This is a genomic window from Pseudoalteromonas sp. SWYJ118 (assembly GCF_015864505.1).
Taxonomy (GTDB): Bacteria; Pseudomonadota; Gammaproteobacteria; order Enterobacterales; family Alteromonadaceae; genus Pseudoalteromonas; species Pseudoalteromonas arctica.
The window spans coordinates 43,214-67,889 of record NZ_JADYXC010000023.1; the positions used below are offsets into that span (position 1 = coordinate 43,214).

General features: G+C 39.2%; 25 protein-coding genes. 18 read left to right on the plus strand and 7 right to left on the minus strand.

The window, feature by feature from the left end:
* Positions 1-945 (minus strand): DUF58 domain-containing protein, encoded by a 945-nt coding sequence (locus I6F48_RS17650; RefSeq protein WP_010554656.1) that lies wholly within the window; start codon positions 943-945, stop codon positions 1-3.
* Positions 946-948: 3 nt separating this feature from the next.
* Complete coding sequence (locus tag I6F48_RS17655) at positions 949-1,905, minus strand: AAA family ATPase (RefSeq protein WP_004335627.1); 957 nt, start codon at positions 1,903-1,905, stop codon at positions 949-951.
* 306 nt (positions 1,906-2,211) lie between these two features.
* Here I6F48_RS17655 and fadI point away from each other — a divergent pair, with 306 nt between their 5' ends.
* From fadI to I6F48_RS17670, 3 genes are all read left to right on the plus strand, one after another.
* Positions 2,212-3,522, plus strand: coding sequence for an acetyl-CoA C-acyltransferase FadI (fadI, locus tag I6F48_RS17660; RefSeq protein ID WP_004335629.1), 1,311 nt, complete (start codon positions 2,212-2,214; stop codon positions 3,520-3,522).
* Complete coding sequence (fadJ, locus tag I6F48_RS17665) at positions 3,522-5,729, plus strand: fatty acid oxidation complex subunit alpha FadJ (protein ID WP_165729177.1); 2,208 nt, start codon at positions 3,522-3,524, stop codon at positions 5,727-5,729. The genes fadI and fadJ overlap by 1 nt, the downstream gene beginning before the upstream one ends.
* 73 nt (positions 5,730-5,802) lie before the next feature.
* The gene (locus I6F48_RS17670) at positions 5,803-6,312 is read left to right on the plus strand and encodes a GNAT family N-acetyltransferase (RefSeq protein WP_007580595.1); all 510 of its coding nucleotides are present in this window, start codon (positions 5,803-5,805) and stop codon (positions 6,310-6,312) included.
* A gap of 36 nt (positions 6,313-6,348) precedes the next feature.
* Here I6F48_RS17670 and I6F48_RS17675 read toward each other — a convergent pair whose 3' ends face one another.
* A complete protein-coding gene (locus I6F48_RS17675; protein ID WP_007580596.1) occupies positions 6,349-6,735 on the minus strand; it encodes an MmcQ/YjbR family DNA-binding protein in 387 nt (128 codons plus the stop codon).
* Between the two features lie 194 nt (positions 6,736-6,929).
* Here I6F48_RS17675 and efpL point away from each other — a divergent pair, with 194 nt between their 5' ends.
* Together efpL and I6F48_RS17685 are read left to right on the plus strand one after the other, a co-directional pair.
* Entirely contained in the window at positions 6,930-7,502 is a 573-nt protein-coding gene (gene efpL, locus I6F48_RS17680; protein WP_007580599.1) for an elongation factor P-like protein EfpL, read from the plus strand.
* Between the two features lie 142 nt (positions 7,503-7,644).
* Positions 7,645-7,839: a hypothetical protein gene (locus tag I6F48_RS17685; protein WP_007580601.1), complete on the plus strand. Its 195-nt coding sequence runs from the start codon at positions 7,645-7,647 to the stop codon at positions 7,837-7,839.
* Here the strand turns inward: I6F48_RS17685 and I6F48_RS17690 are convergent.
* Both I6F48_RS17690 and I6F48_RS17695 read right to left on the minus strand, forming a co-directional pair.
* Complete coding sequence (locus I6F48_RS17690) at positions 7,836-10,088, minus strand: sensor domain-containing protein (RefSeq protein WP_197119964.1); 2,253 nt, start codon at positions 10,086-10,088, stop codon at positions 7,836-7,838. The two genes, I6F48_RS17685 and I6F48_RS17690, sit on opposite strands and share 4 nt — an antisense overlap.
* Before the next feature lie 54 nt (positions 10,089-10,142).
* Positions 10,143-12,866: an insulinase family protein gene (locus I6F48_RS17695; RefSeq protein WP_165729178.1), complete on the minus strand. Its 2,724-nt coding sequence runs from the start codon at positions 12,864-12,866 to the stop codon at positions 10,143-10,145.
* Between the two features lie 192 nt (positions 12,867-13,058).
* Between I6F48_RS17695 and sixA the strand changes: the two genes are divergently transcribed.
* The 3 genes from sixA to I6F48_RS17710 are packed head-to-tail and all read left to right on the plus strand — an operon-like array spanning position 13,059 to position 14,653.
* Positions 13,059-13,529, plus strand: a complete 471-nt coding sequence (gene sixA, locus I6F48_RS17700; RefSeq protein WP_165729179.1) for a phosphohistidine phosphatase SixA — start codon at positions 13,059-13,061, stop codon at positions 13,527-13,529.
* Between the two features lie 24 nt (positions 13,530-13,553).
* On the plus strand, positions 13,554-13,907 hold the full coding sequence (locus tag I6F48_RS17705; protein WP_165729180.1) for a RidA family protein: 354 nt from the start codon (positions 13,554-13,556) through the stop codon (positions 13,905-13,907).
* A gap of 8 nt (positions 13,908-13,915) precedes the next feature.
* Complete coding sequence (locus I6F48_RS17710; protein ID WP_165729182.1) at positions 13,916-14,653, plus strand: SDR family oxidoreductase; 738 nt, start codon at positions 13,916-13,918, stop codon at positions 14,651-14,653.
* Between the two features lies 1 nt (position 14,654).
* Here the strand turns inward: I6F48_RS17710 and I6F48_RS17715 are convergent, their stop codons facing one another.
* Positions 14,655-15,584, minus strand: a complete 930-nt coding sequence (locus I6F48_RS17715) for an AEC family transporter (RefSeq protein WP_007580614.1) — start codon at positions 15,582-15,584, stop codon at positions 14,655-14,657.
* Between the two features lie 27 nt (positions 15,585-15,611).
* Positions 15,612-16,169, minus strand: a complete 558-nt coding sequence (gene smrB / locus I6F48_RS17720; protein WP_007377742.1) for an endonuclease SmrB — start codon at positions 16,167-16,169, stop codon at positions 15,612-15,614.
* 152 nt (positions 16,170-16,321) lie between these two features.
* On the opposite strand from smrB, the gene prmB reads away from it, so the two are divergent.
* From prmB to I6F48_RS17770, 10 genes are all read left to right on the plus strand, one after another.
* Positions 16,322-17,257 carry a 50S ribosomal protein L3 N(5)-glutamine methyltransferase gene (gene prmB, locus I6F48_RS17725; protein ID WP_169059914.1) on the plus strand — a complete coding sequence of 312 codons (936 nt, stop codon included), beginning with the start codon at positions 16,322-16,324 and terminating at the stop codon, positions 17,255-17,257.
* Between the two features lie 64 nt (positions 17,258-17,321).
* Positions 17,322-18,419, plus strand: a complete 1,098-nt coding sequence (aroC, locus tag I6F48_RS17730; protein WP_008138551.1) for a chorismate synthase — start codon at positions 17,322-17,324, stop codon at positions 18,417-18,419.
* A 118-nt stretch (positions 18,420-18,537) separates the two neighbouring features.
* Entirely contained in the window at positions 18,538-18,930 is a 393-nt protein-coding gene (locus tag I6F48_RS17735; RefSeq protein WP_197119965.1) for a DUF4112 domain-containing protein, read from the plus strand.
* 184 nt (positions 18,931-19,114) lie between these two features.
* Positions 19,115-19,576 carry a zinc-ribbon domain containing protein gene (locus I6F48_RS17740; RefSeq protein WP_197119966.1) on the plus strand — a complete coding sequence of 154 codons (462 nt, stop codon included), beginning with the start codon at positions 19,115-19,117 and terminating at the stop codon, positions 19,574-19,576.
* 117 nt (positions 19,577-19,693) lie between these two features.
* Positions 19,694-20,248, plus strand: a complete 555-nt coding sequence (locus I6F48_RS17745; RefSeq protein WP_197119967.1) for an elongation factor P hydroxylase — start codon at positions 19,694-19,696, stop codon at positions 20,246-20,248.
* Complete coding sequence (locus I6F48_RS17750; protein ID WP_197119968.1) at positions 20,238-21,401, plus strand: ATP-NAD kinase family protein; 1,164 nt, start codon at positions 20,238-20,240, stop codon at positions 21,399-21,401. Before I6F48_RS17745 ends, I6F48_RS17750 begins: the two co-directional genes overlap by 11 nt.
* Entirely contained in the window at positions 21,398-21,673 is a 276-nt protein-coding gene (locus tag I6F48_RS17755; protein ID WP_008138544.1) for a YfcL family protein, read from the plus strand. The genes I6F48_RS17750 and I6F48_RS17755 overlap by 4 nt, the downstream gene beginning before the upstream one ends.
* A gap of 143 nt (positions 21,674-21,816) precedes the next feature.
* Positions 21,817-23,373, plus strand: a complete 1,557-nt coding sequence (locus I6F48_RS17760) for an AbgT family transporter (RefSeq protein ID WP_197119969.1) — start codon at positions 21,817-21,819, stop codon at positions 23,371-23,373.
* A 131-nt stretch (positions 23,374-23,504) separates the two neighbouring features.
* On the plus strand, positions 23,505-23,978 hold the full coding sequence (locus I6F48_RS17765; RefSeq protein ID WP_197119970.1) for a hypothetical protein: 474 nt from the start codon (positions 23,505-23,507) through the stop codon (positions 23,976-23,978).
* Positions 23,979-24,003: 25 nt separating this feature from the next.
* On the plus strand, positions 24,004-24,483 hold the full coding sequence (locus I6F48_RS17770) for a hypothetical protein (RefSeq protein WP_197119971.1): 480 nt from the start codon (positions 24,004-24,006) through the stop codon (positions 24,481-24,483).
* Positions 24,484-24,676 lie beyond the last annotated feature (193 nt).

Sequence of the window (24,676 nt, forward strand, 5' to 3'; positions counted from 1 at the left end):
TTATTTTCTCACTAATTGCAGCTCAAGCGGTGTTGCTGCATTGAATGATATTAAATTAAGACCCGATTTAGTTAAGCGATTAAAGCGCGTACTAAATGCTTGCTCAGCATTTTTAGCAAAGCGTTCTCTAAAGCTGTTATCCATTAATGGTAGGGCAAAGTCTTGACCATTTGCATTAACGGTGACTGCTTGCTTAAACGCAGGTAACTGATGCTCAAATGGATCGCTTATGTGGCAACCAATCAGCTCGCAGTGGCGGCTTAATATTTCGAGTTGCTTAAAGCTGGCATCATCCAGAGCATTAAAATCAGACACTAAATACACTAAGCTGCCTGGTTTTGCTAAATGGTTAAGGCGCTTTAGGTTATCGCTAAAGTTGTTAGGGGCTGTTTTATCAATGTTGTTGAGTGCTTGCTGGTGGTTGTCGCATAAATTATGACAAAGCTTAAGCACGGCTTTTTCACGGGCGCTGGGCTTTAACTCCAAATGCGAGTGCTGATTAAACACAATACCGCCAATTCTATCGCCGCGCTGACATGCCGACCATGCAACAAGAGCGCTTATATGCGCAGCTTGCACCGACTTTAACAGTAACTTTGAGCCAAACAGCATTGAGTTTGAAAAATCAGTGAACACAAACACAGGGCGTTCTTTTTCTTCTTGAAAGAGCTTTGTGTGAGTTTCGCCGGTACGCGCAGTAACTCGCCAATCAATAGAGCGAATATCGTCACCTTGCTGATAATGTCGGACTTCGGCAAATTCCATTCCCCGGCCTTTGTGCGGTGCAAGGTATTGCCCTGTTAAGGTATTTTTTATTTTTACCTTAGGGGCAAGTTCAAGCAATTGCGCTTTGGCTTTGTAATACATCAGCTCTTTGAGTGCTAAATTAACACCGTGGCTATGGCTCTGTTTGAGCCATGCTTGGGATTCTAATTGTTTTTGCATAACTTATGGTACGGCTACAAGTTCAACTATACGGCTTATTACTTGATCTTTAGTAATGCCATCGGCTTGGGCTTCGTAACTTAAAATAATGCGGTGACGCAGTACGTTATGCACAACAGCTTGAATGTCATCAGGTGCTACAAAGTCACGGCCTTGAAGCCATGCATGAGCACGAGCACATTTATCAAGTGCTATTGTTGCACGCGGACTTGCACCAAACTCAATCCAGCTACCTAGTTGCGCATCTAATTTAGCGCCTTCACGGGTGGCAATAATAAGTTGTACTAAATATTGCTCAAGTGGCTCTGCTAGATAAAGGCCTAATATTTCTTTACGAGCTGCAAATAAATCGCTTTGACTAATTTTTTGCATTACTGGTTGTTGCTCGTTAAGCGCTTCGCCACGTGTTAAACGTAGTATATCAAGCTCATGCTCTGCGCCAGGGTAGCCAATACTTAGGTGCAGTAAAAAGCGATCCAGCTGGGCTTCTGGTAACGGGTAAGTCCCTTCTTGCTCTAGCGGGTTTTGTGTTGCCATAACTAAAAATAGTTCGCTAAGCGGATAGGTGTTTTTACCCACGGTCACTTGGCGCTCTGCCATGGCTTCTAATAGTGCTGATTGTACTTTGGCTGGTGCACGGTTAATTTCGTCAGCTAAAATTAGGTTGTGAAAAAGAGGACCTTTTTCAAATACAAACTCGCTAGTTTGTTGGCGGTAAATATCGGTGCCTGTTACATCAGCCGGTAATAAGTCTGGCGTAAACTGTACGCGCTGAAACGATCCTTCAATACCTTTAGCAAGTGCATTAACTGCACGTGTTTTTGCAAGCCCAGGAGGGCCTTCTACTAATAAGTGACCATCAGCTAAAATAGCAATAAGTAGCGCTTGTGTAAGCTCTGGCTGGCCAATGATTTGTGTATCTAAGTACGTTTTTAATTGTGAAAATGCGTTAGCTGCCATAATAAGTGGACTGTCCTCGTCAGCTGGGTTTGTACCTAATAGTGTTAGGTGATAAATACTGACCTATTTATAAGGTTTATAATTGGGTAACTCAAGAGTTAGACTGTATTTTTTAAAATAGTTCGTTATTTTTTAACGATTTTTAGCGTACCACAAAACTTTGTAAATGCGTCTAAAAAAGCCTATTGTGATAGTCGTAATTAAACACTGTTTATATAAATTTGTGTTTTTCTATTGGCTTTAGCACACGGGTTGTTTAGAATCGAGGAAAACAAACAGGTCAGACCTGTCAGCGGGAGAGCATAAATGTCTGAGCAAAACATACTAAAAACACCAAAGGGCGACCGTATTGCCATAGTTAGCGGCTTACGTACACCTTTTGCAAAGCAAGCAACAGCGTTTCACCATGTACCAGCACTTGATATGGGTAAGTTGGTGGTTAACGAAATGCTTGAACGATTAAATTTCAATAAGTCAGAAATTGATCAACTTGTATTTGGTCAAGTAGTACAAATGCCAGAAGCGCCAAATATTGCACGTGAAATTGTATTGGGCACAGGTATGCCAGTATCGGTTGATGCATATTCTGTATCGCGCGCATGTGCTACCAGCTTTCAGGCTATTGCTAATGTAGCTGAGTCTATTATGGCGGGATCTGTAAGTGTAGGTATTGCAGGCGGCGCAGATTCGTCATCAGTATTGCCAATCGGTGTAAGTAAAAAGCTAGCAGGCAGCTTAGTTGATTTAAATAAAGCGCGTACGCTTGGTCAGCGCTTAAAAATATTTTCAAAACTGCGTTTAAAAGATTTATTACCAGTTCCACCTGCGGTTGCAGAGTACTCAACAGGCCTTTCAATGGGACAAACTGCTGAGCAAATGGCTAAAACACATAATATTAGCCGTGAAGATCAAGATGCATTAGCACATCGTTCTCACTCACTTGCAACGCAAGCATGGGCTGATGGAAAGTTAAAAGATGAAGTAATGACGGCGCATTTACCGCCATATAAAAGCTTCATTTCAGAAGACAATAATATTCGTAAAAACTCAACGGTTGAAGGCTACGCTAAGCTTAAACCGGTGTTTGACCGCCAGCACGGTACAGTTACCGCAGCAAATGCAACACCATTAACAGATGGTGCAGCGGCAGTGCTTATGATGAGCGAAAGCAAAGCAAAAGCATTGGGTTACGAAATACTAGGTTATGTACGCAGCTTTGCATTTTCAGCAATTGGTGTAGAAAAAGACATGCTAATGGGCCCAGCTCATTCAACACCTATTGCACTAGATAGAGCGGGTATTACCCTTGCTGATTTAGATTTAATTGAAATGCACGAAGCGTTTGCATCGCAAACACTTGCCAATATGAAAATGTTTGCTTCAGACAAATTTGCACAAGAGCATTTAGGTCGCAGCAAAGCAATTGGCGAAATTAACATGGATAAGTTTAACGTTAACGGCGGCTCTTTAGCATATGGTCACCCATTTGCAGCAACAGGTGCACGCTTAATTACGCAAAGCTTACACGAGCTTAAACGTCGTGGTGGCGGTTTAGCATTAACAACAGCGTGTGCTGCTGGCGGTTTAGGTGCAGCCTTTGTATTGGAGAGCGCGTAATGACAGATTCAGTATTTAATTTAGCGGTAGATGAAAATAAAATCGCCGTGGTAACGATTGATGTGCCGGGTGAGAAAATGAATACCCTGCGCAGCAGTTTTGCCGATGATTTAAAAGCATTACTAGAAGACGCTAAGTCGCAAAATGTAAAAGGCATGGTATTTATAAGCGGAAAAAGCGATAACTTTATTGCTGGCGCCGATGTGAAAATGCTCGATAGCGTTCAAAAGCGTGAAGATGCTTTAGCTATTAGCGAGCTATGTCATCAAGCGTTTTTTGATATGACAAAACTGCCATACACAACAGTAAGTGCGATTCATGGCGCTGCATTAGGTGGTGGTTTAGAGTTTGCTTTAGCATGTGATTACCGTGTTGGTACCGACAGTGATTTAACAAAAATTGGCTTACCAGAAGTACAACTTGGTTTACTTCCAGGTGGCGGCGGCACCCAGCGCTTAACCAAAATTGTTGGTATTCAAAAAGCACTTGAGTGGATGCTAACAGGTAAACAAATTCGCCCTACGCAAGCTAAAAAAGCAGGCGTGCTTGATGATTGTGTACCGCACAGTGTGCTGCTAAAAGTTGCAAAAGAATTTGCCGCGAAGAAAAAGCCACAAGCAAAAGAGCCAAAGCTCGACAATATTAGTAAATTACTAGAGTCAAACCCGTTTGGTCGTAACTTTATCTTTAAAAAAGCAAAAGAAAACGTACTTAAAAAAACGGGCGGGCACTACCCAGCACCACTAGCTATTATTAAAGCAGTGCGAGCTAGTGTAGAGCTTGATGAGCTAAAAGCGTATAAAACAGAAGCTGAAAGCTTTGCAACACTTGTAATGAGTGACGAATCGAAAGCGCTTCGCGGTATTTTCTTTGCAACGACTGAAATGAAAAAAGAGTGGCGCAATGATGACGCACCCGCAATAAGCAAAACTGCTGTTTTAGGTGGTGGACTAATGGGCGCAGGCATTGCGCACGTAAGTGCTGTTAAAGCTAAAGTACCGGTACGTATTAAAGATGTAGCAGAGCAGGGCATTAGTAATGCAATGAGCTACACCTATAAAATTTTAGATAAGCGTCTTAAGCGTCGTATTATGTCTAAAGCTGATGTGCAGTTAACGATGAACCGTATTACAGGTACAACTGACTACAGTGGCTTTAAACACATTGATTTAGTAATAGAAGCGGTGTTTGAAGACCTTGCACTTAAGCAAGGTATGGTTGCAGACGTAGAGCAGCAATGCCAAGCAAATACAATTTTTGCAAGTAACACGTCATCATTACCAATATCGCAAATTGCAGCGCAGGCAGCACGTCCTGAAAATGTAATTGGCTTGCATTACTTTTCACCAGTGGAAAAAATGCCATTAGTGGAAATTATTCCACACGAAGGTACGTCTCAAGAGACCATTGCCCGCGTTGTTAACTTTGCACGTAAGCAAGGTAAAACGCCAATTGTTGTAAAAGACATGGCCGGTTTTTACGTCAACCGTATTTTAGCGCCTTACTTAAACGAAGCTGCTAACTTAATGTTAGCAGGCGAGCCAATTGAAAAGATTGATGCAGCGCTTGTTGAGTTCGGTTTTCCGGTAGGCCCGCTGGCTCTACTTGATGAAGTAGGTATTGATATTGGCTCTAAAATTGCCCCAATTCTTGAAAAAGAATTAGGCGAGCGTTTTAAAGGCCCTGATGCATTTATGCGTATGATTGATTCAAAACGCCTTGGCCGTAAGTCTGGTCGTGGTTTTTATGAATACGATAAAAAAGGCAAAAAGGTTGATGAGTCAGTTTACGAACTATTGGGTGTTACCCCGGCTCCACGTTTAAACAAGAGCGAAATTGCTAAGCGTTGTGTATCGCAAATGCTTAACGAAGCAGTACGCTGTTTAGATGATGGCATTATTGCCAGCCCACGTGATGGCGATATCGGTGCAATATTTGGTATTGGTTTTCCACCATTTTTAGGTGGCCCGTTTAGCTATATGGATAAATTAGGCGCAAGTAAAATAAGCTCTGATATGTCTACATTAGCTAACAGCGATGCTAACTTTGCACCATGTGAATCACTGGTAACAATGGCAAGCTCTGGTGCTACTTTTTATAACGCAACACATGTTGAGGTTGTAGCTCCTGAAGTACAAAGCACTGAGTCACAAGAGCAAAGTGTAACTGAGCCTGAAGTTACCAAAGAGATTGAAACGAAAGAATAAAGTTTCTGCTATCTAAAAAAACCGCATTTAAATGCGGTTTTTTTATAGTTTTTATAAATAAATGAGGAGCTTAATGACATTATTTACACAAAGATTGAGCATATACCAAATGGAAGAATCTGATTGGCCTCTTTTTCTTGCGCTTCATCGCGATCCTCAAGTCCTCAAGTATTGTTTTGATATGCCAATGGAGTCACTGGTAAGAAACCGCTTTGAGATACGCTTGCCTAAGTGGAATGCTAAATCACGTCATCCCCTGTGTTTACTCATTATTAATAATCAAACAAAACAACCTGTGGGTGTTACAGGTTTTGCCTATGACGGAGAAACCGCAGAGCTTGGTTATTTATTATTGCCAGAGTATTTTAATAAAGGCTACGCGACAGAATCCCTAAGAGCTGTGATTGACTGGGCTTGGAAAGAATGTGGTATTAGGCAGTTTAAAGCAGTCGTAACGCGTGGCAATATTGGTTCTGAAAAGGTGCTTGGTAAGTGCGGTTTAACCCATACCGATACACTTTTTAAAGTGCATACAATAGGCGAAAAGTTATATGACGATTTAATTTATACGCTTAAGGTGTAGGGTTTTAATGGGCTAGTAGCCTAGCCCAAAAAGTGTTTACAAGTGAAGTGAAATAGCTTTTCGGTCTTTTTCTGGCATGTTTTCTACGACTAAATTAAATGAGTTATCAATCATTCTCTCAATTTCACCTTGTGGAATTGTGCCGTCTAAAATTACTGTGTTCCATAAGCGTTTATTCATATGGTAACCAGGGATCACTGCCGGGAAAATATCACGCAATGATATTGCTTCATCAGGATCGCACTTTAAGTTAAGCCACCAAATAACCTCACCATCATCATTAGTTTGACCGTCATTGCCAATAGCAAGAGTCGCAAACATTTTATGATTCACTTTATATACATCAACCTCTTGCGCAAATGGTTTTGTAACCTGAACAAGTGGTTTTTTAACTAAATACTCATGTACTTTTTTCTGGTCCATGATCCATTCCTTGAAGTCATACTCGGTAAAGCTACCATAGCAGTTTTTTTCACATTTGATTATATGTATTTTAGTATAAATTAAAATTTTACAAGCTAATACAACATGTAGCGTAAAACCAACGTAATTTTAGTTGAACAAAATCCAGTTCGTGGTATGTTTCTGGCAATCAAAAAAATAATAGGAATTCACACATGCCAAAGGCGAGTGATGTTAAAAAAGGTACTGCTATTGACTTCAATGGCCGCGTTTTAGTTGTAAAAGATATTGTGCGCTCTGTGCCGCAAGGTCGTGCTGGTGGTAGTTTATACCGTATGCGTTTATACGATGTGGTAACCGGTGGTAAAGTTGACGAAACATTCAAAGACAGTGACATGCTAACGCTGGCTGATTTAACACGCCGTGAAGTAATGCTATCGTACATTGATGGTGACGAGTATGTGTTCATGGATAATGAAGATTACACGCCTTATAACTTAAGCAAAGATGCTATTAGCGAAGAAATTTTATTTGTTAATGAAGAAACACAAGGCGTACACGTAATTGTTATTGATGGCGCGCCAGTAGGGCTTGATTTACCGTCAAGTGTTGAACTTGTTGTTGAAGAAACAGACCCATCTATCAAAGGTGCATCTGCGAGTGCTCGTTCAAAACCTGCACGTATGTCTACTGGCTTAAATATTTCTGTGCCAGAGCATATTTCAACAGGTGACCGTATCCGTATTAATACTGTTGAACACAAATTTATGGGTCGTGCTGAAAAGTAACGCGTAAATTATAATTTTAAAAGCCGAATCTGTGTTTAACAGCTTCGGCTTTTTTGTGCGCGCGGGGGATTTGTTGCTTTAAATTTAATCACGTTAGCGTTAGAATAAGTGCCGTATTTTTGAGCAACTTTAAAGGGTAATTTTGTTTATAGTTTTACTAAGCAGTGCATTTATAGCTTTAATGTATTTAGAAGCCATTAAAAAAGGTATGCCAATTAAGCGATGGCTTATTTTAGGCGGTTTACTTGGGCCTGTGGCCTGGTGCTTATTTAATCTACATTATCGCCGTGCTTTAGTAAGAAATGTAGGTATAAATGCGTGTATATGGCGCCCTTAATTTATCGACGCCACTTTTTTATTTGCTCTAATTAAGCTTGGGGCTGCTTTAGTTTGTTGCTGCTTTAAAAATTCAGTAAATTCACTTTTTGATAGTGGCTTAGAATAGTAATAACCTTGTACTGTTTCGCAATTAAGCTTTTTAAGTATATCAATTTGATGAGCTTGTTCTACACCTTCAGCAACTACATGCAAATCAAGGTTATGCGCAATAGTGACTATTGAGTCGACCATATTACGCCCACGTTCGTTGGTCATGTCATCTATAAATGCTTTATCTACTTTAAGTGTATTAAGCGGAAATTGCTTTAAATACGCTAATGATGAATAACCAGTACCAAAATCATCCATTGCTAAATGAATACCTCGGGCACTTAACGAACGCATAATTGCAATGGCTTCTTTAGGGTCGTCCATTACAGTACCTTCTGTTATTTCAAGCTCTAAAAAGTAAGAAGGTAATTCGTTTTTTTGCAAAATAACGTCAATACGAGAAGTTAAATCGGGGAGGCTAAATTGCTTTGCTGATAAGTTGACAGCTACTCGGCCGCTAAATAAACCGCTATCTAGCCATTCTTTTACGTCTCTGCAGGCTTTGTTTAATACCACTTCACCAATTTCAATTATTTGGCCAGTTTCCTCGGCTATAGGTATAAAAACTCCCGGACTAATAATGCCTTTTTTGGGTGTAATAAAGCGCACTAATGCTTCCATTCCGGTTAGCTTGCCTGTGCGAATATTCATTTTTGGTTGGTAGTACACTTCAAAATGGTCTTCTTTTAAACCAAAGCGCATGAGGTTTTCAATTTGCAGTCGTTTAACGGCTTGACGGTTCATCGTGTCGTTAAAAAATAAGTAGCTGTTACCTTTCTTTTTAGCATGATACATCGCGGTATCTGCATTTTTTAAAAGCAGTTCAGGCGTATTACCGTCTTCTGGAAATAATACAATGCCTACACTTGAGGTGATTGCCAGTTCGTGGCCAGCCATTTTAAATGGTGTAGCAATGGCTGCTAAAAACTGTTTTGCCATACGTGTAATTACATGTATGTCGTTAGTGTCAGACATTACAAGAGCAAACTCATCGCCGCCTAAACGATAAAATACATCATTTTCGCGGGTTAGTTTATTTAAGCGCATTGCTAGTTTAGCTAATAAGCTGTCACCTAGTTGATGCCCTAACGAGTCATTTATTTTTTTAAAGTTATCTAAATCGAATACAAGCAAGGCGTGATGCGAGTTGAGCTTTACTAGCTTTTGCAAATCAGTAAAAAATAAATTTCGGTTAGGCAGACTAGTTGTGCGATCTCGATTCGATAAGTTATGTAACTGCGATTCGGCTTTTTTACGCTCTGTTAAATCTGAATAAACAACGACATAATTAGTTATTTGATTTTGATCGTTTTTAATTTCATCTATCGATATTTCTATAGGCAATAAAACACGCTCACTATTACGAAGCTTCACTTCTTGTTGGATATGTTCGCGCTCTTTTACTATTTCAATAATTCTGTTTGTGTAGCTTGGCTCATACCCAGATAGGTTGAAATCTTTTCCTAAGTATTGCTCGCGTACGCCACCAAACAAGGTTAAAAAACTCGGGTTTATATCAACCAGTTTAAAGTTTTTATCGTAAATTGCTAAGGCGTCAGTGAGTGATTCAACACATTTAGCAAAAAGGTTTAAGCGCTCTTCCGTTGATTTTAACTGTGATATATCGCGAACGGTACCTGTCATTCTAAGGGGTGATAAGTTGGCGTCTTTTTCAATTATTTTTCCGCGATCGAGTACCCAATGCCAACGACCAAATGTATCTTTGATTCGGTAGGTGGCTTCAAAAAAAGCAGACTGCTCTGCAAAGTGTACTTTTAACAAGTGCTCAACGTTATTAATATCGTGAGGGTGAATAAGGCCTTTGTTTGGCGGAAACCCCATTAAGGTAGTCGAATCCATTAAGTACTTATCGTTAATACGAATAACTTCGCCTGTTTTTATGTTCCAGTCCCAAAGTGTATCGCCGCTACCTTCTACAGTACTTTTAAGGCGTTTTTCCGAAAGACGGAGTTGACGGCGTGAGCGTCTAAGTTTGTGGATTACAAATAACAGGTAGGGCAAAGCAAGCGCTATAATGGCGCTTGCTAGAATGAGTATATTGTCGGAGTTGTAATTAAATGAAGACTCAAAGGCAAATAGCTCAAATGAGTAAGCAAGTACTACAAGCATGCTTAGTTTTATTATTATTTTTATCATTTTTTTATTACTTCTAATTTACAAATGATAATTTAAAACAAGCTAAACCTAGTGTCAAAGAGATTGAGAGTAAACGGGCATATTTTGAGATTTATTGACTTTTGCCGAGCTTAAAAGCTCATATCTTGGTCTATTATCATCAAATAGGCTTAGTGCATAAACTTTTAGTTCTTTTAGGGTTAGCGCATTTAAGGCATCTAAAAGTCGTTGTTGCATATAAAATTCATGATCTCTGTTACCAATAGCAAGCCATAACCGTTGTGAGCGCAGGCGCAGGTTTTTATCTTTTTCTGCAATATGAGTACTAAGGCCGTGTTTTTGCTGTTGCCAATCGTTTTCATCAAGTGCATCAATATTATCAAGGTAGTTTTTAATAAAACGGTTATGTCGATGCAATAATGTTTTTGCATCAAACTTAGGTGACTGCACATAAAATGCTATACCAGCACGCGTGTTAAATGGTGCATAACCAGCGCCTACTAAATAACCAAGTTGCTGTGTAGTTCGTAATTCATTAAAGTAATCTTGATTAATTAAATGATTTAACGCCATCATTTTTACTTTTTCGGCCACGCAATCCGTTTGCGCTTGATAGTAAATAACCATTGCATGGTCGTTACAAGGAAGCTCTAACTCGTAGCGAGTTACTTTTTTAATTTCAAAAAGAGGGCGTCTTAAATCTTCAATTATGGTTGCGTTTTTTAAGTGATTTGCGACCTTTTTTTGAAAGGCTATTGCATCACTTTGCTGCCAGTTACCATGTAAAAATGATTCAACATGTAGTGCTTTAAAAAAGTCTGTTCTGAACTCATTAAATTGCTGAAAACAGGTGTTTTTTAATGCCGATGCAAGCTCCCCAGGTTGTGGGTTCCAAGGCATTATTTTTGCGCCTAAAATGCTAAATAACTCACTGACTGGTTTGTTTTGGTTGCTATTGCGCCAATGCCTTACAAGCTGTTTTTTATATTCAGCAAAGCGTTTTGCACAGATCTCTACATTAAATAAAGCATCTATTAATTGATCAACAAGCTCTAACTGGCTAGATGAAAGCCCCGCGGTATGTAGAGTTAATCCACCTTGATGCGAGGTTAAGTGGTAGCTAAGTCCCGCAAGTTCTGCTGGATAAAATTGCTCGCCCACACTATCCATAAATAAATCTGTAAATAAGCGGGTGAGTGCCATATGTTTTACATCTTTTACGGCAAAATCAGAATCCATGGCCAAATAAAAATGGCCTTTAGCAACACGAAATGTGTTGTCTTGTTTAAACCAAAAGTCAAAACCGGGTTCTTTTACTAATAACTCGGGTTTTGTTTGTGGTTTTACGACATCAAATAACACCACTTCTTTTGTTAAATAAGGATTAGCTGTAGGTAGCAGCATTTCGCTCAACGGCTTATTTATCTCGCTAAGGGCATCAAGCCAACTAGGTGAAATATGTTCTACTTTATATGGTGTGTTGTACCATGCCGTTTTATGTTCAGGCTCTACATCTGGATGTATAAGTACGATGCGCATATTATGTGGCGTTAACCACTGCATGGCCATTTCGTGGGTCGCTTTTTTAAAGCCTTCCATTAAATAGTCGCCTTGCACGTAATTTGCTTCATCGTAATGCTGCATATTAATGCTTAAATTACTGACCCAATCAATTAAGCGTGATTTTTCTTGGTTATCGAATGCTATTTGTAATAGATTTTTTTTATCTTGATATAAGCGCGGCAATTTTTCGGTGTTATCGTTAATTAAACAAATGTATTCAAACACCATTTCAATAATATCTTCAAAGTATTCAATACCCTCATCGGTAAGCGCTAAGCTAATATTAAAATCTTTAAAGTTGCTGCCATTAATACCACCGCCAGCAGAAAGTGCATTGATCCAGCCTTGTTCTTTTAAAATAGAATAAAGAGAACCAGCGCCTTCATAGCCAAGTAAGTGGGCAATAAAACTTACTGTTTTATGGCGATAAAAGTCGTCAATATTAGGCATAGCAAAACTTATAATAAGTTTTTGCATATGCTTATGTGGCTCAATATGGAGTATTTTTCCTATGTCTTGTTTACGATAAAGTGGCTCACTGATCTCTGGCTTTTTAAGGTTTTTGTTGCCGTTAATTGCGCCAAAGTAAGTTTGAGTCCAGCTTTGTAGTGTGTCTAGTGTTTCGTTTGCGCAAATAACTAAAGTCATCCACTGAGCTTGGTACTGGCTATTAAAAAAGTCACGAAGCTCATCACTAATACAGCGCTCTCTGTCAGCTAAGGTTTGTAGGTTTCCTACAGAAAATTTAGCAAATGGATGAGCTGGATTTACCGTTTCTTTGTGGGCTTGATAAATACGGCGACCGTCGTCTTTTATTTTTAGTTTAAACTCGGCTTCAATTGCGTTACGTTCTTTTTCTGTTTCGGCTGAATTTAAAAGAGGCGCAATAAAAAAGCGGCTAAATTGGGTAAGTGCTTGTTCAAATTCTTGATTGTTAATATCAAAAAAGTAACAGGTATGCTCAGTGCCGGTCCACGCATTGGTGTTGCCGCCAGCTTGCGAAACAAAATTATTAAAACTACCTGAATCTGGATACTGGTCAGTGCCTAAAAAAAGCATGTGCTCTAAAAAGTGTGCTAGGCCTTGCCTATCAAGAGGGTCGTCAAAATGTCCGGCGTTAACTGCCATTGATGCTGCCGCTTTTGTAGAATCTTTATCTTGCACTAATAGTACTTTTAGACCATTGTCCAGTGTAAAGGCGCGGTATGCTCTGTTATCATTGCGGCTGATATTCAAATGATGCTCCTGAAACTAAACGTTTACTTGTTAACAACAGATGATGGCTTCAGGAAAGCGAAGTACAGCTTAAAGATTTACCTGAATCTCATGAAAGAACTATTTTAGAAATAAATAGATTTATATTGTTAATATAGCTGACAAACGGGCAAACTGGCTACTGTTTTATATTCTTTAATCGGTTGATTTTTTATGAAAACAATCCTAATAATGCGCCACGGCGAAGCAACACCCATGCAGGCTGATGATGCAGGTAGAAATTTAACCCAAGCAGGGCATGATGAAGCTGAAAAAATGGGCCTTTGGCTCAGTAAAGCACATTACCCTGATGCACTGTTAGTTAGTCCTTACATTCGAGCACAGCAAACAGCTGCAGGTGTGGCTAAAAATAACGTATTTAAATTTAGCGAAACCACGTCTGATATAATTCCCGAAGGCAAACCTCAAATTGCTGCTGACTACATCGAAACACTTATTGCTACTCACACCCAATGCAATACATGGCTTATAGTGGCACACATGCCTATTGTAAGTTACTTAGTGGACCAATTAAGCCCTGGCAATATGCCCATTTTTAATACGGGGGCTGTTGCTGTTATTAGTTACGATGAGCAAACCCAGCGTAGTAGTTATTTAAGTATAAATGCCCCAGAAAACGTTTAAATATAAATAATTGAGTAAAGTAAAATGACAATAGAACGTTTACAAACAGGTGCGCGCATGAGCCGCATTGTAAAACATAACGGCACTGTGTATTTATGTGGGCAGGTATGCGCCGACGCGCAAAAAGATATCAAAGAACAAACTCAAACTATGCTTGATAAAGTAGAGGCATTGCTTGATGAAGCGGGAAGTTCAAAAGAACATATGCTTAGCGCGACTATTTATGTAAAGAGCATGGAATACTTTGCTGATATGAATGCAGTATGGGATGCATGGGTACCCGAGGGTTGTGCACCAGCACGTGCCTGTGTGGAAGCTAAAATGGCACGTGATGCACTGCTTGTTGAAATTTCAGTAGTCGCAGCTTTAAAAGAATAATAGCTTTAATGACTCGCTCCCCCGTTGTACTTATCACAGGCTCTAGTCGAGGTATTGGCGCAGCTACTGCACTATATTTTGCAAAGCATGGTTATGATGTTTGCATTAATTATAAAGCTGATTTAGCTAGTGCGAAGCTAGTAGCCGATCAAGTCAGAAGCTCTGGCGTTAGGGCTCAAGTTATAAAAGCAGATGTGTCGAAAGAGGCAGATGTTTTGGCGTTATTTGACTTTATTGATAAAGAGTTAGGTCAACTTGATGTACTAATAAATAACGCCGGTATTTTAAAACCACAAATGCCTTTGTTAGAAATGAGTGCTGAGCGCATAAACGAAGTTTTGACTACAAATATTACCAGTGCTTTTTTATGTAGTCGTGAGGCAATAAAGCGAATGGGAAATGGCGGTAGTATTGTTAATGTTTCATCGGGGGCCGCTAAAACGGGCTCTCCTAATGAGTACATTGATTATGCAGCATCTAAAGGTGCAATGGACACATTTACTATTGGCTTGGCAAAAGAGGTGGCAAGTAAAGGTATTCGTGTTAACTCTGTTAGACCTGGGCTTATTTACACTGATATGCATAGTGATGGCGGCGAAAAAAATCGAGTCGATCGTCTTAAAAGTAAATTACCCCTTGGCAGAGGCGGTACACCCGAGGAAGTTGCTGCAGCAATTTACTTTTTAGCTTCGGAGCACGCTTCTTTTACAACGGGTAGTTTTGTTGATGTAGCCGGCGGTTTGTAAGCTAAAGTAATAAAGCTAGCCAAAACGTAAAGCTAATAACACTTAAGATAGTAGAAAGTACGACAGCCCCAGCAAGAGTAGCTTCATGCTGCTTTATTTGACTCGCAATAAGATAAGCATTTACGCCAACAGGGGACGCACTTAAAAGTACCAATACATTAAGTATTTGCGTGTCTAGCTTAAATACATAGGTGCCTACCAATAAAACTAACGCAGGCAATAAAAATATTTTTAAAATTGATGCTATTAACGCGGGTTGCCAATTTGCTGCTATTTTATAAAAAGCTAAATTAGCACCAAGTACAAATAGCGCACAGGCAATTGCTGGTTTAGCTAATAGATCCAAACTATTTGCTAAGTCGGTGAATAGTGTTACTCCTAAAATGTTTAATATAAGCCCGCATCCAATACTCAGTACTATTGGATTTAACACCATACTTTTTCCAAAGTGCGACCACGAAAATTTATCGCTGCTGCCTTTAGCGCCTATTAAAAAAGTAAGTGCAAATAACAATGTGCTATGAAAAGTAATGATCATAAACGCAATGGCTATCATCTCTTTGCCAAGCGATGCAATAACAATAGGAATACCCACTAACACCATATTTGAATAGCTAGAAGCAAGTCCAAAGACGCCGTGTTGTTGGTAATTTTTTAAATACTTTTTATTTAAATAAAAGCGGTCAATTAAAATACCCACCCCAAATACACTCAGAACCGGTATGTAAAAACTCAAAAATGCAAAAAGGCTAATGCTTTGCTGTAAGTTAATTTGCGACATATTTAACAATAAAAAAGCAGGCAAACTAATATAAAAAGTAAATTTACTTAAGCCTGCAATATGCTGCTTTTCGAAAAATTTTAATCGGCAACAGCTGTAACCAAACGCCACAATAAAAATGAGCGGAAAAATAATTGAAAAAATATGCACGAAGTTACATCCTAGTAATAGCTAAAGTTAGCGTCTAAATTCATCACTTTGCGGTAAATTAATTAGTATGAGTACAGCGCCTCTACCACCATATTCGAGAGGGGCTTGGTGCATCGCTATTACGTCAGGGTGCTGTACTAAGTACTGAGGCACTTTGTGCTTTAGTACGCCGCCGCCAATACCGTGCACTACACATGCACAATAGTAATGCTGCTTTTTACATTCGTGAATGAGTCCAGCGAGTTCATCTTTAGCAAGTTCTTTATTTAAGCCATGTAAATCTAGCGTCAAATCGGGTGCAAAGTCACCACGGCGAAGCTGTTTAGCTAGGAAGGTATCTTGGCCTGGTTTTACATATTTAACCGTGCCGTGGGTGTCTATATCGGGAATATAAACGTCTGAGAAGAAAAATTCAGATTGAGCCTGCTTTTTTTGCTGGGCAAATTGCTTAGCTTGTGACACCTTAGGCTTTGTATCAAAACGATGAGTATCTTGTTTAAATACTTTGGCGCCTGTGATCGTTTGACGAAATAAGCTTATGTCGTCATTGCTTAGGGACGAATGTGATGGAGTGTCTTTTTTCATAACTATTACCTAAACAAAAAAACGTAAAAACGCAGCGCAAAAGGCGGTACAATACTTAAATGAGGGGCAATTGTAATTTGCCCAGCGCAGATAGGCAATGCAATCGTCTTAAAGACTCAAAACAGTCAGTAAGCTAATACAGGTAAAAATATATGAGCGATTTACAAATAGAAGAAGCAACACTCGAAGAAGCCGTTGCAGAACTGTCAACTTTACATGACTGGTTACGTTGGACTACAAGCCAATTTGCAAGTAGTAGTATATTTTTTGGACACGGTACAGATAACGCATGGGATGAAGCTGTAAGCTTATTACTGCCTGCGCTTAGCTTGCCTGTTGATGCGCCAAAAGAATTAATGCACGCGCGTTTAACAAGCACAGAAAAAAACCGACTTGCGGGTCTTATTGCAGAACGTATTAACGACTGCACACCAGTACCTTACTTAACAAACATTGCATGGTTTGCGGGTATGCCATTTTATGTGGATGAACGTGTACTTATACCTCGCTCACCGTTTGCTGAGCTTATCAGCAACCGCTTTACACCCTGGCTTGAAGAGCCACAATCGGTTAACCGTATATTAGATTTATGTACAGGTTCGGGTTGTATCGCAATTGCACTTGCTCAAGCTTTTGAGGAAGCACAAGTTGATGCGGTAGATATATCGTATGAAGCGCTTGAAGTGACAGACATTAACATTAACGATTACATGTTAACTGATCGTGTGTTACCTATTCAGTCTGATGTATTTAGCGGTGTACCAGGTCAAAAATACGACCTAATAGTAGCAAACCCACCATATGTTGATGCAGAAGATATGGCTGACTTACCACGTGAATTTCATCATGAACCAGAGCTTGGGCTTGCATCAGGCCACGATGGTTTAGATGTAACCCGTACTATTTTAAGTGAAGCGAGTGAACACCTAACTGATAACGGTTTGTTATTTGTAGAAGTTGGTAACTCTATGGTACATATGGATGCACTGTATCCGGGCGCGCCGTTTGAATGGATTGAATTTGAACAAGGCGGCTTAGGTGTATTTGTAATTAGCAAAAAGCAGCTAGATGAGTATTTTGCAAAATAAGTAAAAAATGAATAGCCAAGCCGTGTGCTTGGCTATTGGTAGTCATTAGGAATGAGGAAAGTTAATGGCAGGAAATAGCATTGGACAGTTATTTAAAGTGTCCACCTTTGGTGAGAGCCACGGCGTTGCATTAGGCGGCGTTGTTGATGGTACTCCCGCAGGTCTTGAGATCACAGAGGCCGACTTACAAATTGATTTAGATCGCAGAAAGCCAGGCCAAAGCCGATATACAACGCAGCGCCGCGAAAGCGATCAAATAAAAATATTAGCAGGCGTTTTTGAAGGTAAAACCACAGGTACTAGCATTGGTTTATTAATTGAAAACACCGATCAACGCTCGCAAGATTACGGTAAAATTAAAGATGTATTTCGCCCAGGACATGGCGATTACACCTATTGGCATAAATACGGCCTTCGCGATTATCGCGGTGGTGGTCGTTCGTCTGCACGCGAAACCGCAATACGCGTAGCAGCAGGTGCTATTGCTAAAAAATACTTAAAGCAATTTCATGGTATTGAAGTTAAAGCATGTTTAAGCCAGCTTGGTCCTATTAAGGCAGAAACGTTTGATTGGGATGAAGTTGAAAACAACTTATTTTTCTTCCCTGATGCGAGTAAGCTTGAAGCACTTGACGAATATATGCGTGACCTTAAAAAGCAAGGCGACTCAGTCGGCGCTAAAGTTAAAGTAGTGGCAAGCAACGTACCAGTAGGTCTTGGTGAGCCAGTATTTGACCGCCTTGACGCCGAGCTTGCACACTCATTAATGAGTATTAACGCAGTTAAAGGCGTTGAAATTGGTGATGGCTTTGATGTAGTTGAGCAAAAAGGCTCTGAGCATCGCGACGAGCTAACCCCTGAAGGCTTTACATCAAACCATGCAGGGGGCGTACTTGCGGGGATTTCGACAGGGCAAGATATTATTGCTTCTATTGCGTTAAAACCAACGTCGAGCATTACCATCCCAGGTAACAGTATTAATACCAGTAACGAAGCGGTAGAGATGATCACTAAAGGTCGTCACGATCCGTGCGTAGGTATTCGTGCAATCCCTATTGCAGAGGCAATGATGGCTATTACATTAATGGACCATTTACTGCGTCAACGCGGGCAAAATCCGCATGTAAATCACGAACACGGGCCAATTAACGGCTCAGTGTAAGTATTTATAATTATAAAAAACGCGGATTACCGCGTTTTTTTGTGTCTGTAATTTATTTAATGCCTTTCAGGAGTTGTTCAAGTAAGCCCTATATACTGCACAAAGGAGGGTAGTAATCATGAACGATAATATTAACGACCACTCACACATAAAAGCTCAAGCTTCAATAGCTCGATTAGAGCGCTTTAGTAAGTTAACCGATAGCAGCATTGGCATTCCTTTTACTAAATTTAATATAGGTTTGGAGGCTGTGATTGGTTTAATTCCCGTTATAGGTGATGCCGCAGGGCTGATTTTATCAAGTTATGTGCTGATAGAAGCCCAGCATTTAGGTGTGAGTAAACGTATAAAGACTAAGATGATTATTAATATGCTCATTGACTTTGTGGGCGGCTTAGTGCCATTTTTTGGCGATATATTTGATGCATTTTTTAAAGCTAACACGCGTAATACCCGTTTGTTAAAAAACTATATAGCTAAGCAGGTAAAAGCAGAGGGTATTGAACACTAAGTAATACTAATGCCGAATGTATTTAATGGGCTAAATTATTCAAAGTGTAGGAATTACTTATACCTAAATTCGGATAATAACTACGTATTATTGATTTTGCTTTAACTTGCTTTAACTTGCTTTAACTTGCTTTTATTTAGCTTACTTTTAAGATGTAAGCTGTGAATTTAAAATAGGCAGATATATGTACCTTAACCACCCAAGGTATGGCAATAGACCAATAACTACAAATACCTCAGTGACAATAGAGGAGATAGAGAAAGGGCATTGGCGTTACTCGAGCCTTAAATACTTCCCTAATACGGTAATATTGGCTGATATAAAAAAGCAAAACTATGCCATTTATCCTCGGGCACTTTATGTTGATATTGAAGAGAAGTGCGGGACTTGCTCTAAGGCATTTATTTTTTTTGCTCAAGAGCAGCAATATTGGTTTGAAACATTAAGATTTTGGGTCGATTCACACTGTACTCATTGCTTTGAATGCCGTAGACATGCCAGATATATACTAACTCTACGTAAACGGTACGATATGTTAACTAGCTTAGCCAATAAAACCTCAGGTGAAAAAACACAGCGTAAAGAACTTGGTAATACTCTTTACTGTTTAGGTATTATTAAAAATATCAATAAAGTGAAAGATTAGTCCGCTTATATTTTACTATCACGCCTTATTTTTACTTTAGTTGTAAAAGCCCGTACAATTCGTCTCGTTTTTACTGCGCAAAATAGCGCTGCAACCGAGAAAAATTAGCCTAATTTTATGCATCAAATAGCTGATCTAATTTCAATTTTTGAACGCACTTTTTATCAAAGTCATAATACATGTCTGATAAAAGGCGATTTTGAACCTGTGTATTTACCAGCAACAGAGCACGTGCCATATCACCAAGTTGTATTTGCGCATGGTTTTTATGCTAGTGCATTACATGAGGTTGCACACTGGTTGGTTGCAGGCGATGAACGTCGTTTATTAGAAGATTACGGCTATTGGTATTGTCCTGATGGGCGCGACAAACAAAAACAAGCTGAGTTTGAAAACGTAGAAGTAAAGCCTCAGGCTATAGAGTGGTTATTAAGCACCGCAGCAGGGTTTAATTTTAATGTGTCGGTGGATAACTTAAACGGCGAGCAAACATGTCGGTTTGATTTTCAGCAGCGAGTACATGCACGTGTATTATCGCTTATCGAAAATGGCTTTAACTCTCGCACAGAGTCACTTTTAAAAGCACTCTCTGATTTTTATAACACACCTTGGCCATTAACAGCACAGCAATTTAATTGGCAACATCCGAAGGAGCTTTGTAATGGCGTTTAAATTAGGTTTAATTGTAAACCCAGTCGCGGGTTTAGGCGGAACAGTTGCTTTAAAAGGCAGTGATGGCGCGAAAACAGCCGCCAAAGCAATCGAATTAGGTGCAGAACCCAAAGCAAATAGCCGCACAAAAGCAGCGCTTGAAGTGCTATTGCCTTATAAAGAACGCTTAATCATTTACACCGTTAACGGTGACATGGGTGAGCAAACAGCAAAAGCCTTGGGCTTTAATGTAGAGGTTGTATACAACTCTGCAGTAATAACAACCCCAGATGACACAGAACAAGCAGCAAAAGTACTTAAAGACTCAGGTGTTGATTTAGTTTTATTTGCTGGAGGCGATGGTACAGCGCGTAATATTTGCCATGCAATAGAGGATACCGTTCCGGTACTTGGTATTCCTGCAGGCTGTAAAATTCATTCTGGTGTATACGCTATTACACCAAAAGCTGCAGGGCGCGTAGTCGAAATGCTGGTTAAGGGGGAGTTAGTTACCTTAGCTGATGCAGATGTAATGGATATAGATGAAGATGCCTTTAGACAAGGCACAGTAAAAGCAAAGCGCTACGGCGAAATGCAAACACCTAGCGAAGTACGCTATATGCAAGCGGTTAAAAATGGCGGCAAAGAAACCGACGAACTCGTACTTGCCGACATTGCTGCGCATGTTGTATCGCAAATGGATGAAGACACATTTTATATAATGGGTAGCGGCTCAACGGTTGAGGCCATAATGGAAGAAATGGGACTTGAGAATACGTTGCTTGGCGTTGATTTAATAAAAGATCAAACCTTAGTTGCTCAAGATTTAACGGCGAAGCAATTACTTGAGCTTACTCATGAGCAAAGTACTAAGTTAGTCATTACGCTCATTGGCGGGCAAGGGCATATATTTGGCCGTGGTAATCAGCAATTGAGCCCTGTGCTTATACGTGCAATTGGCAAAGAAAATATTATTGTAGTAGCAACAAAAACAAAGCTACAAGCGCTTAACGGTCGCCCCCTTATTTGTGATACTGGCGACAGCGAATTAGATGATGAATTAACAGGTTATATTAAAGTAACCACCGGATTTAACGACCATATTATGTATGCAGTAGGGCACCAAAACCTTGAAAATACAGGTGCTTTGCAAAACCAGGAGATTTGTAAATGAGTTTAGTGAATTATATCGATGCAGCCCAGCAGTACTTCGATGATTTAGTAATAAAAGCAACTGACGATGAGTTATTCGCAGGCGGCTATTTACGAGGTCACTATGATCTTGCAGTAGGCTATGCCGAAGTAGAAAAGCTGACAATCAGTATAGATGAACTAAACGAAACTGTAGAGCAGAGCTTAGTTAAAGCGTATCGTAATGGTGAGCTTAACGAAGAAGATAAGACATTAGTTGCACGCTTGTGGGAAGAAGTTAAAGCCCTCGCTTAACAGTAAGTGGCACAAAAAACACGATTTTTTTATCACTATCGTGTTTTTTTGTGCCCAAAACTTTTCAAGCAGATTTTCATGTTAATTTACTGTTTTGTTTTTATGCGATATTGTTACTAAAATAAATTTTAGGAACAATAAGAATGAATAATAATCAAGACGCTTTACCTTCAGGGGTTGTAGCGCGTTTTTTAAATTTTGTTGAGCGAGTAGGAAATAAGCTTCCAGATCCAGCCGTAATATTTCTGTTTGCAATGTTATTAATTTGGTTTTTGTCGTGGTGGTTTTCAGGCGTAAGCTTTGATGCAATAGACCCACGTACAGGTGAAGCGATTATTATTAATAATATGCTGGCAAGTGATTCGCTCGCTACCTTTTTATCCTCTATGGTAAAAACCTTTACCGGCTTCGCTCCCTTAGGTGTCGTTTTAGTAGCTATGTTAGGTGTCGGTGTTGCAGAGCATTCGGGCTTCATTAATACCGGTCTTAAGTTAATGCTTAAAGTGACTCCTAAAAAGCTATTAACGCCTTCAATCATTTTAGTGGCTATTGTGAGCCATACCGCTACTGACGCAGGTTATGTATTAGTTATTCCACTTGCCGGTGTTATATTTTTTGCTGCAGGGCGCCATCCGCTTGCGGGTATTGCAGCTGCATTTGCAGGAGTCAGTGGTGGTTTTGGGGCTAACTTTATTCCATCAGGGATTGATCCATTGCTACAAAGCTTTACCCAAAGTGCGGCGCAAATAATTAATCCTGCAATGACAATTAACCCGTTAAATAACTGGGCATTTGCTTCAGCATCTAGCTTATTTATTGTGGCATTAGGCTGGTACATTACCGATAAAATTATTGAACCACGTTTACAAAAAACAGCGGTTGATGGTGCTAAAGAGGATTTACCTGTATTTGAAGATGCACGTAGTGATGAAAAACGTGCCTTTTATATAGCCAGTACCGTGATGATTGCAGGACTTGCGTTATTAGCATTTGTCTCTGCTCCAGACGATTCTGCAATGCGCAGTAGTGACGGATCCCTTACTAATTTTAGCTCTCCTTTAATGCAATCAATTGTATCACTAATATTTTTACTTTTTTGGCTACCTGGCACAGTATATGGTTTTACGGTAGGTACCTTTAAAACTTCAAAAGATATGATTGATGCAATGAGTAAAGCGATGAGCGGCATGGCATATTATATCGTCATGGCATTTTTCTGTTCGCTATTTATTGCTGCATTTAGTAAATCAAATTTAGGTGCATTACTCGCAATCGAAGGTGCGCAGTTATTAAAGGCGATGGAATTGCCAAGTGCAGTAACGGTTGTGGGAATTATCTTTTTAACCGGCTTTGTTAACTTGTTTGTAGGTTCAAGTTCAGCAAAATGGGCATTACTTGGCCCTATTTTTGTACCGATGTTAATGCAACTTGGCATTTCACCAGACTTAACTCAAGCCGCTTATCGTGTAGGTGACTCAAGTTCTAATATTATTACACCGTTAATGCCTTATTTCCCATTAGTGGTGGTGTACTGTCAAAAGTATGTGAAAGGCACCGGTATAGGTACTTTAATTGCTATTATGCTACCGTACTCAATCGCCTTTATGATTGGCTGGAGTATCTTTTTATTAGGTTACTGGGCACTTGGTATTCCACTAGGGCTTGATGCCAGCTACGTGTATCCGGCAGTAGCGCCGTAACAAAGAAACAAAAGTAAAAGCCCCATCATGAACTGGTAGGGCTTTTTAGAACTTTAAATTAAGCATATTTATTTAATTGGATTAAATAATAACTCTCTTAGCTTAAGTGTGCATTGAGGGACTTAAAGTATATGAATAACAATAAAAAAATTAGTAGTGTGTTCACATATTCATATTTTTGGATAGCTATAATTATACCGGTTAGCTTATCTTCTTTACTGATGAGTTTTATTTTTATAAACGATGGCCTATCAATTGAATGGCCAAATAAAGAAACCCTATCTGTTTTCTTAGAATATATGAATGTTCCTTTATGGATTTTAGGTTCAGCATTACCGCTTGCTACTTTAGCAACTGCTAACTTTCGTGCATTACAGTTCCAATCTAATTTGAATTACCAGAAAAGAACAATAGAAAGGCAAGAATTTGAGCATAAAATAGATCTCTATCATAAAGAGTTAACTCTATTTAAAGAAAAATTCTCTGCAGTTATATTCAATGGTAACTTTAAATGCATTCGACCTGAAGATGCCACATTAATTTTTACACGCTTTTATCCAAAACCAACAAAAAAAGAAGATCCATACTATCGAGATAGATATTGAAAAAATAGAGTATATATATGAATTTATGAAACTATTCGAGGCTAAGGTTTTTGAATTCGGGAAAATAGCAAACACTAAACGAAATAAGCTGAAGTTTATAAACTTATTGTTTCCCGACTTTTCGGAAGAGCAAAAAATAGAGCAAGAGAATTCTATAAATATATATACCTTAAAAATAATATATATTTTAGGAATTATGGAAGCGACTCTTTTACAAGTGTGCCATGTTACAGGTATTCGCCACTTTTCAATTGGAAAAGAGCCTATTACTTTAATTATAAAATTAATTATAGATATTTACGCATTACAAACTAGCTTTCTTGACGATGGGGAATCTGAATGTAGCTTTTATTTCTCTCAAAAAAGACAAAGTGCCTTAGTCGATATTTTAAATTTATGGATTAAATATAGTTCAATTTCTAATGTTAATAGAGATAAATATACTGCTGAGGATTTCCGAAATGATTGCTTTATAACAGAAGTATTGAGAAGTCAGCCTAGATAGGAGCTAATAATTACAAACGTATAAAATTTGAATTTTTTTCAAAGAGTCACTTTTAATAAAGGTTAAATTATACAGGGCAAGATCATGAACTTTCCATTTTGAGCCAAGTGTGATCAAATACGCTTCTAATTCATAGGAGTCTCAAATGTTATCTGCCTTTAATGAACATTTTTCACCAATCCCTGATCATCGC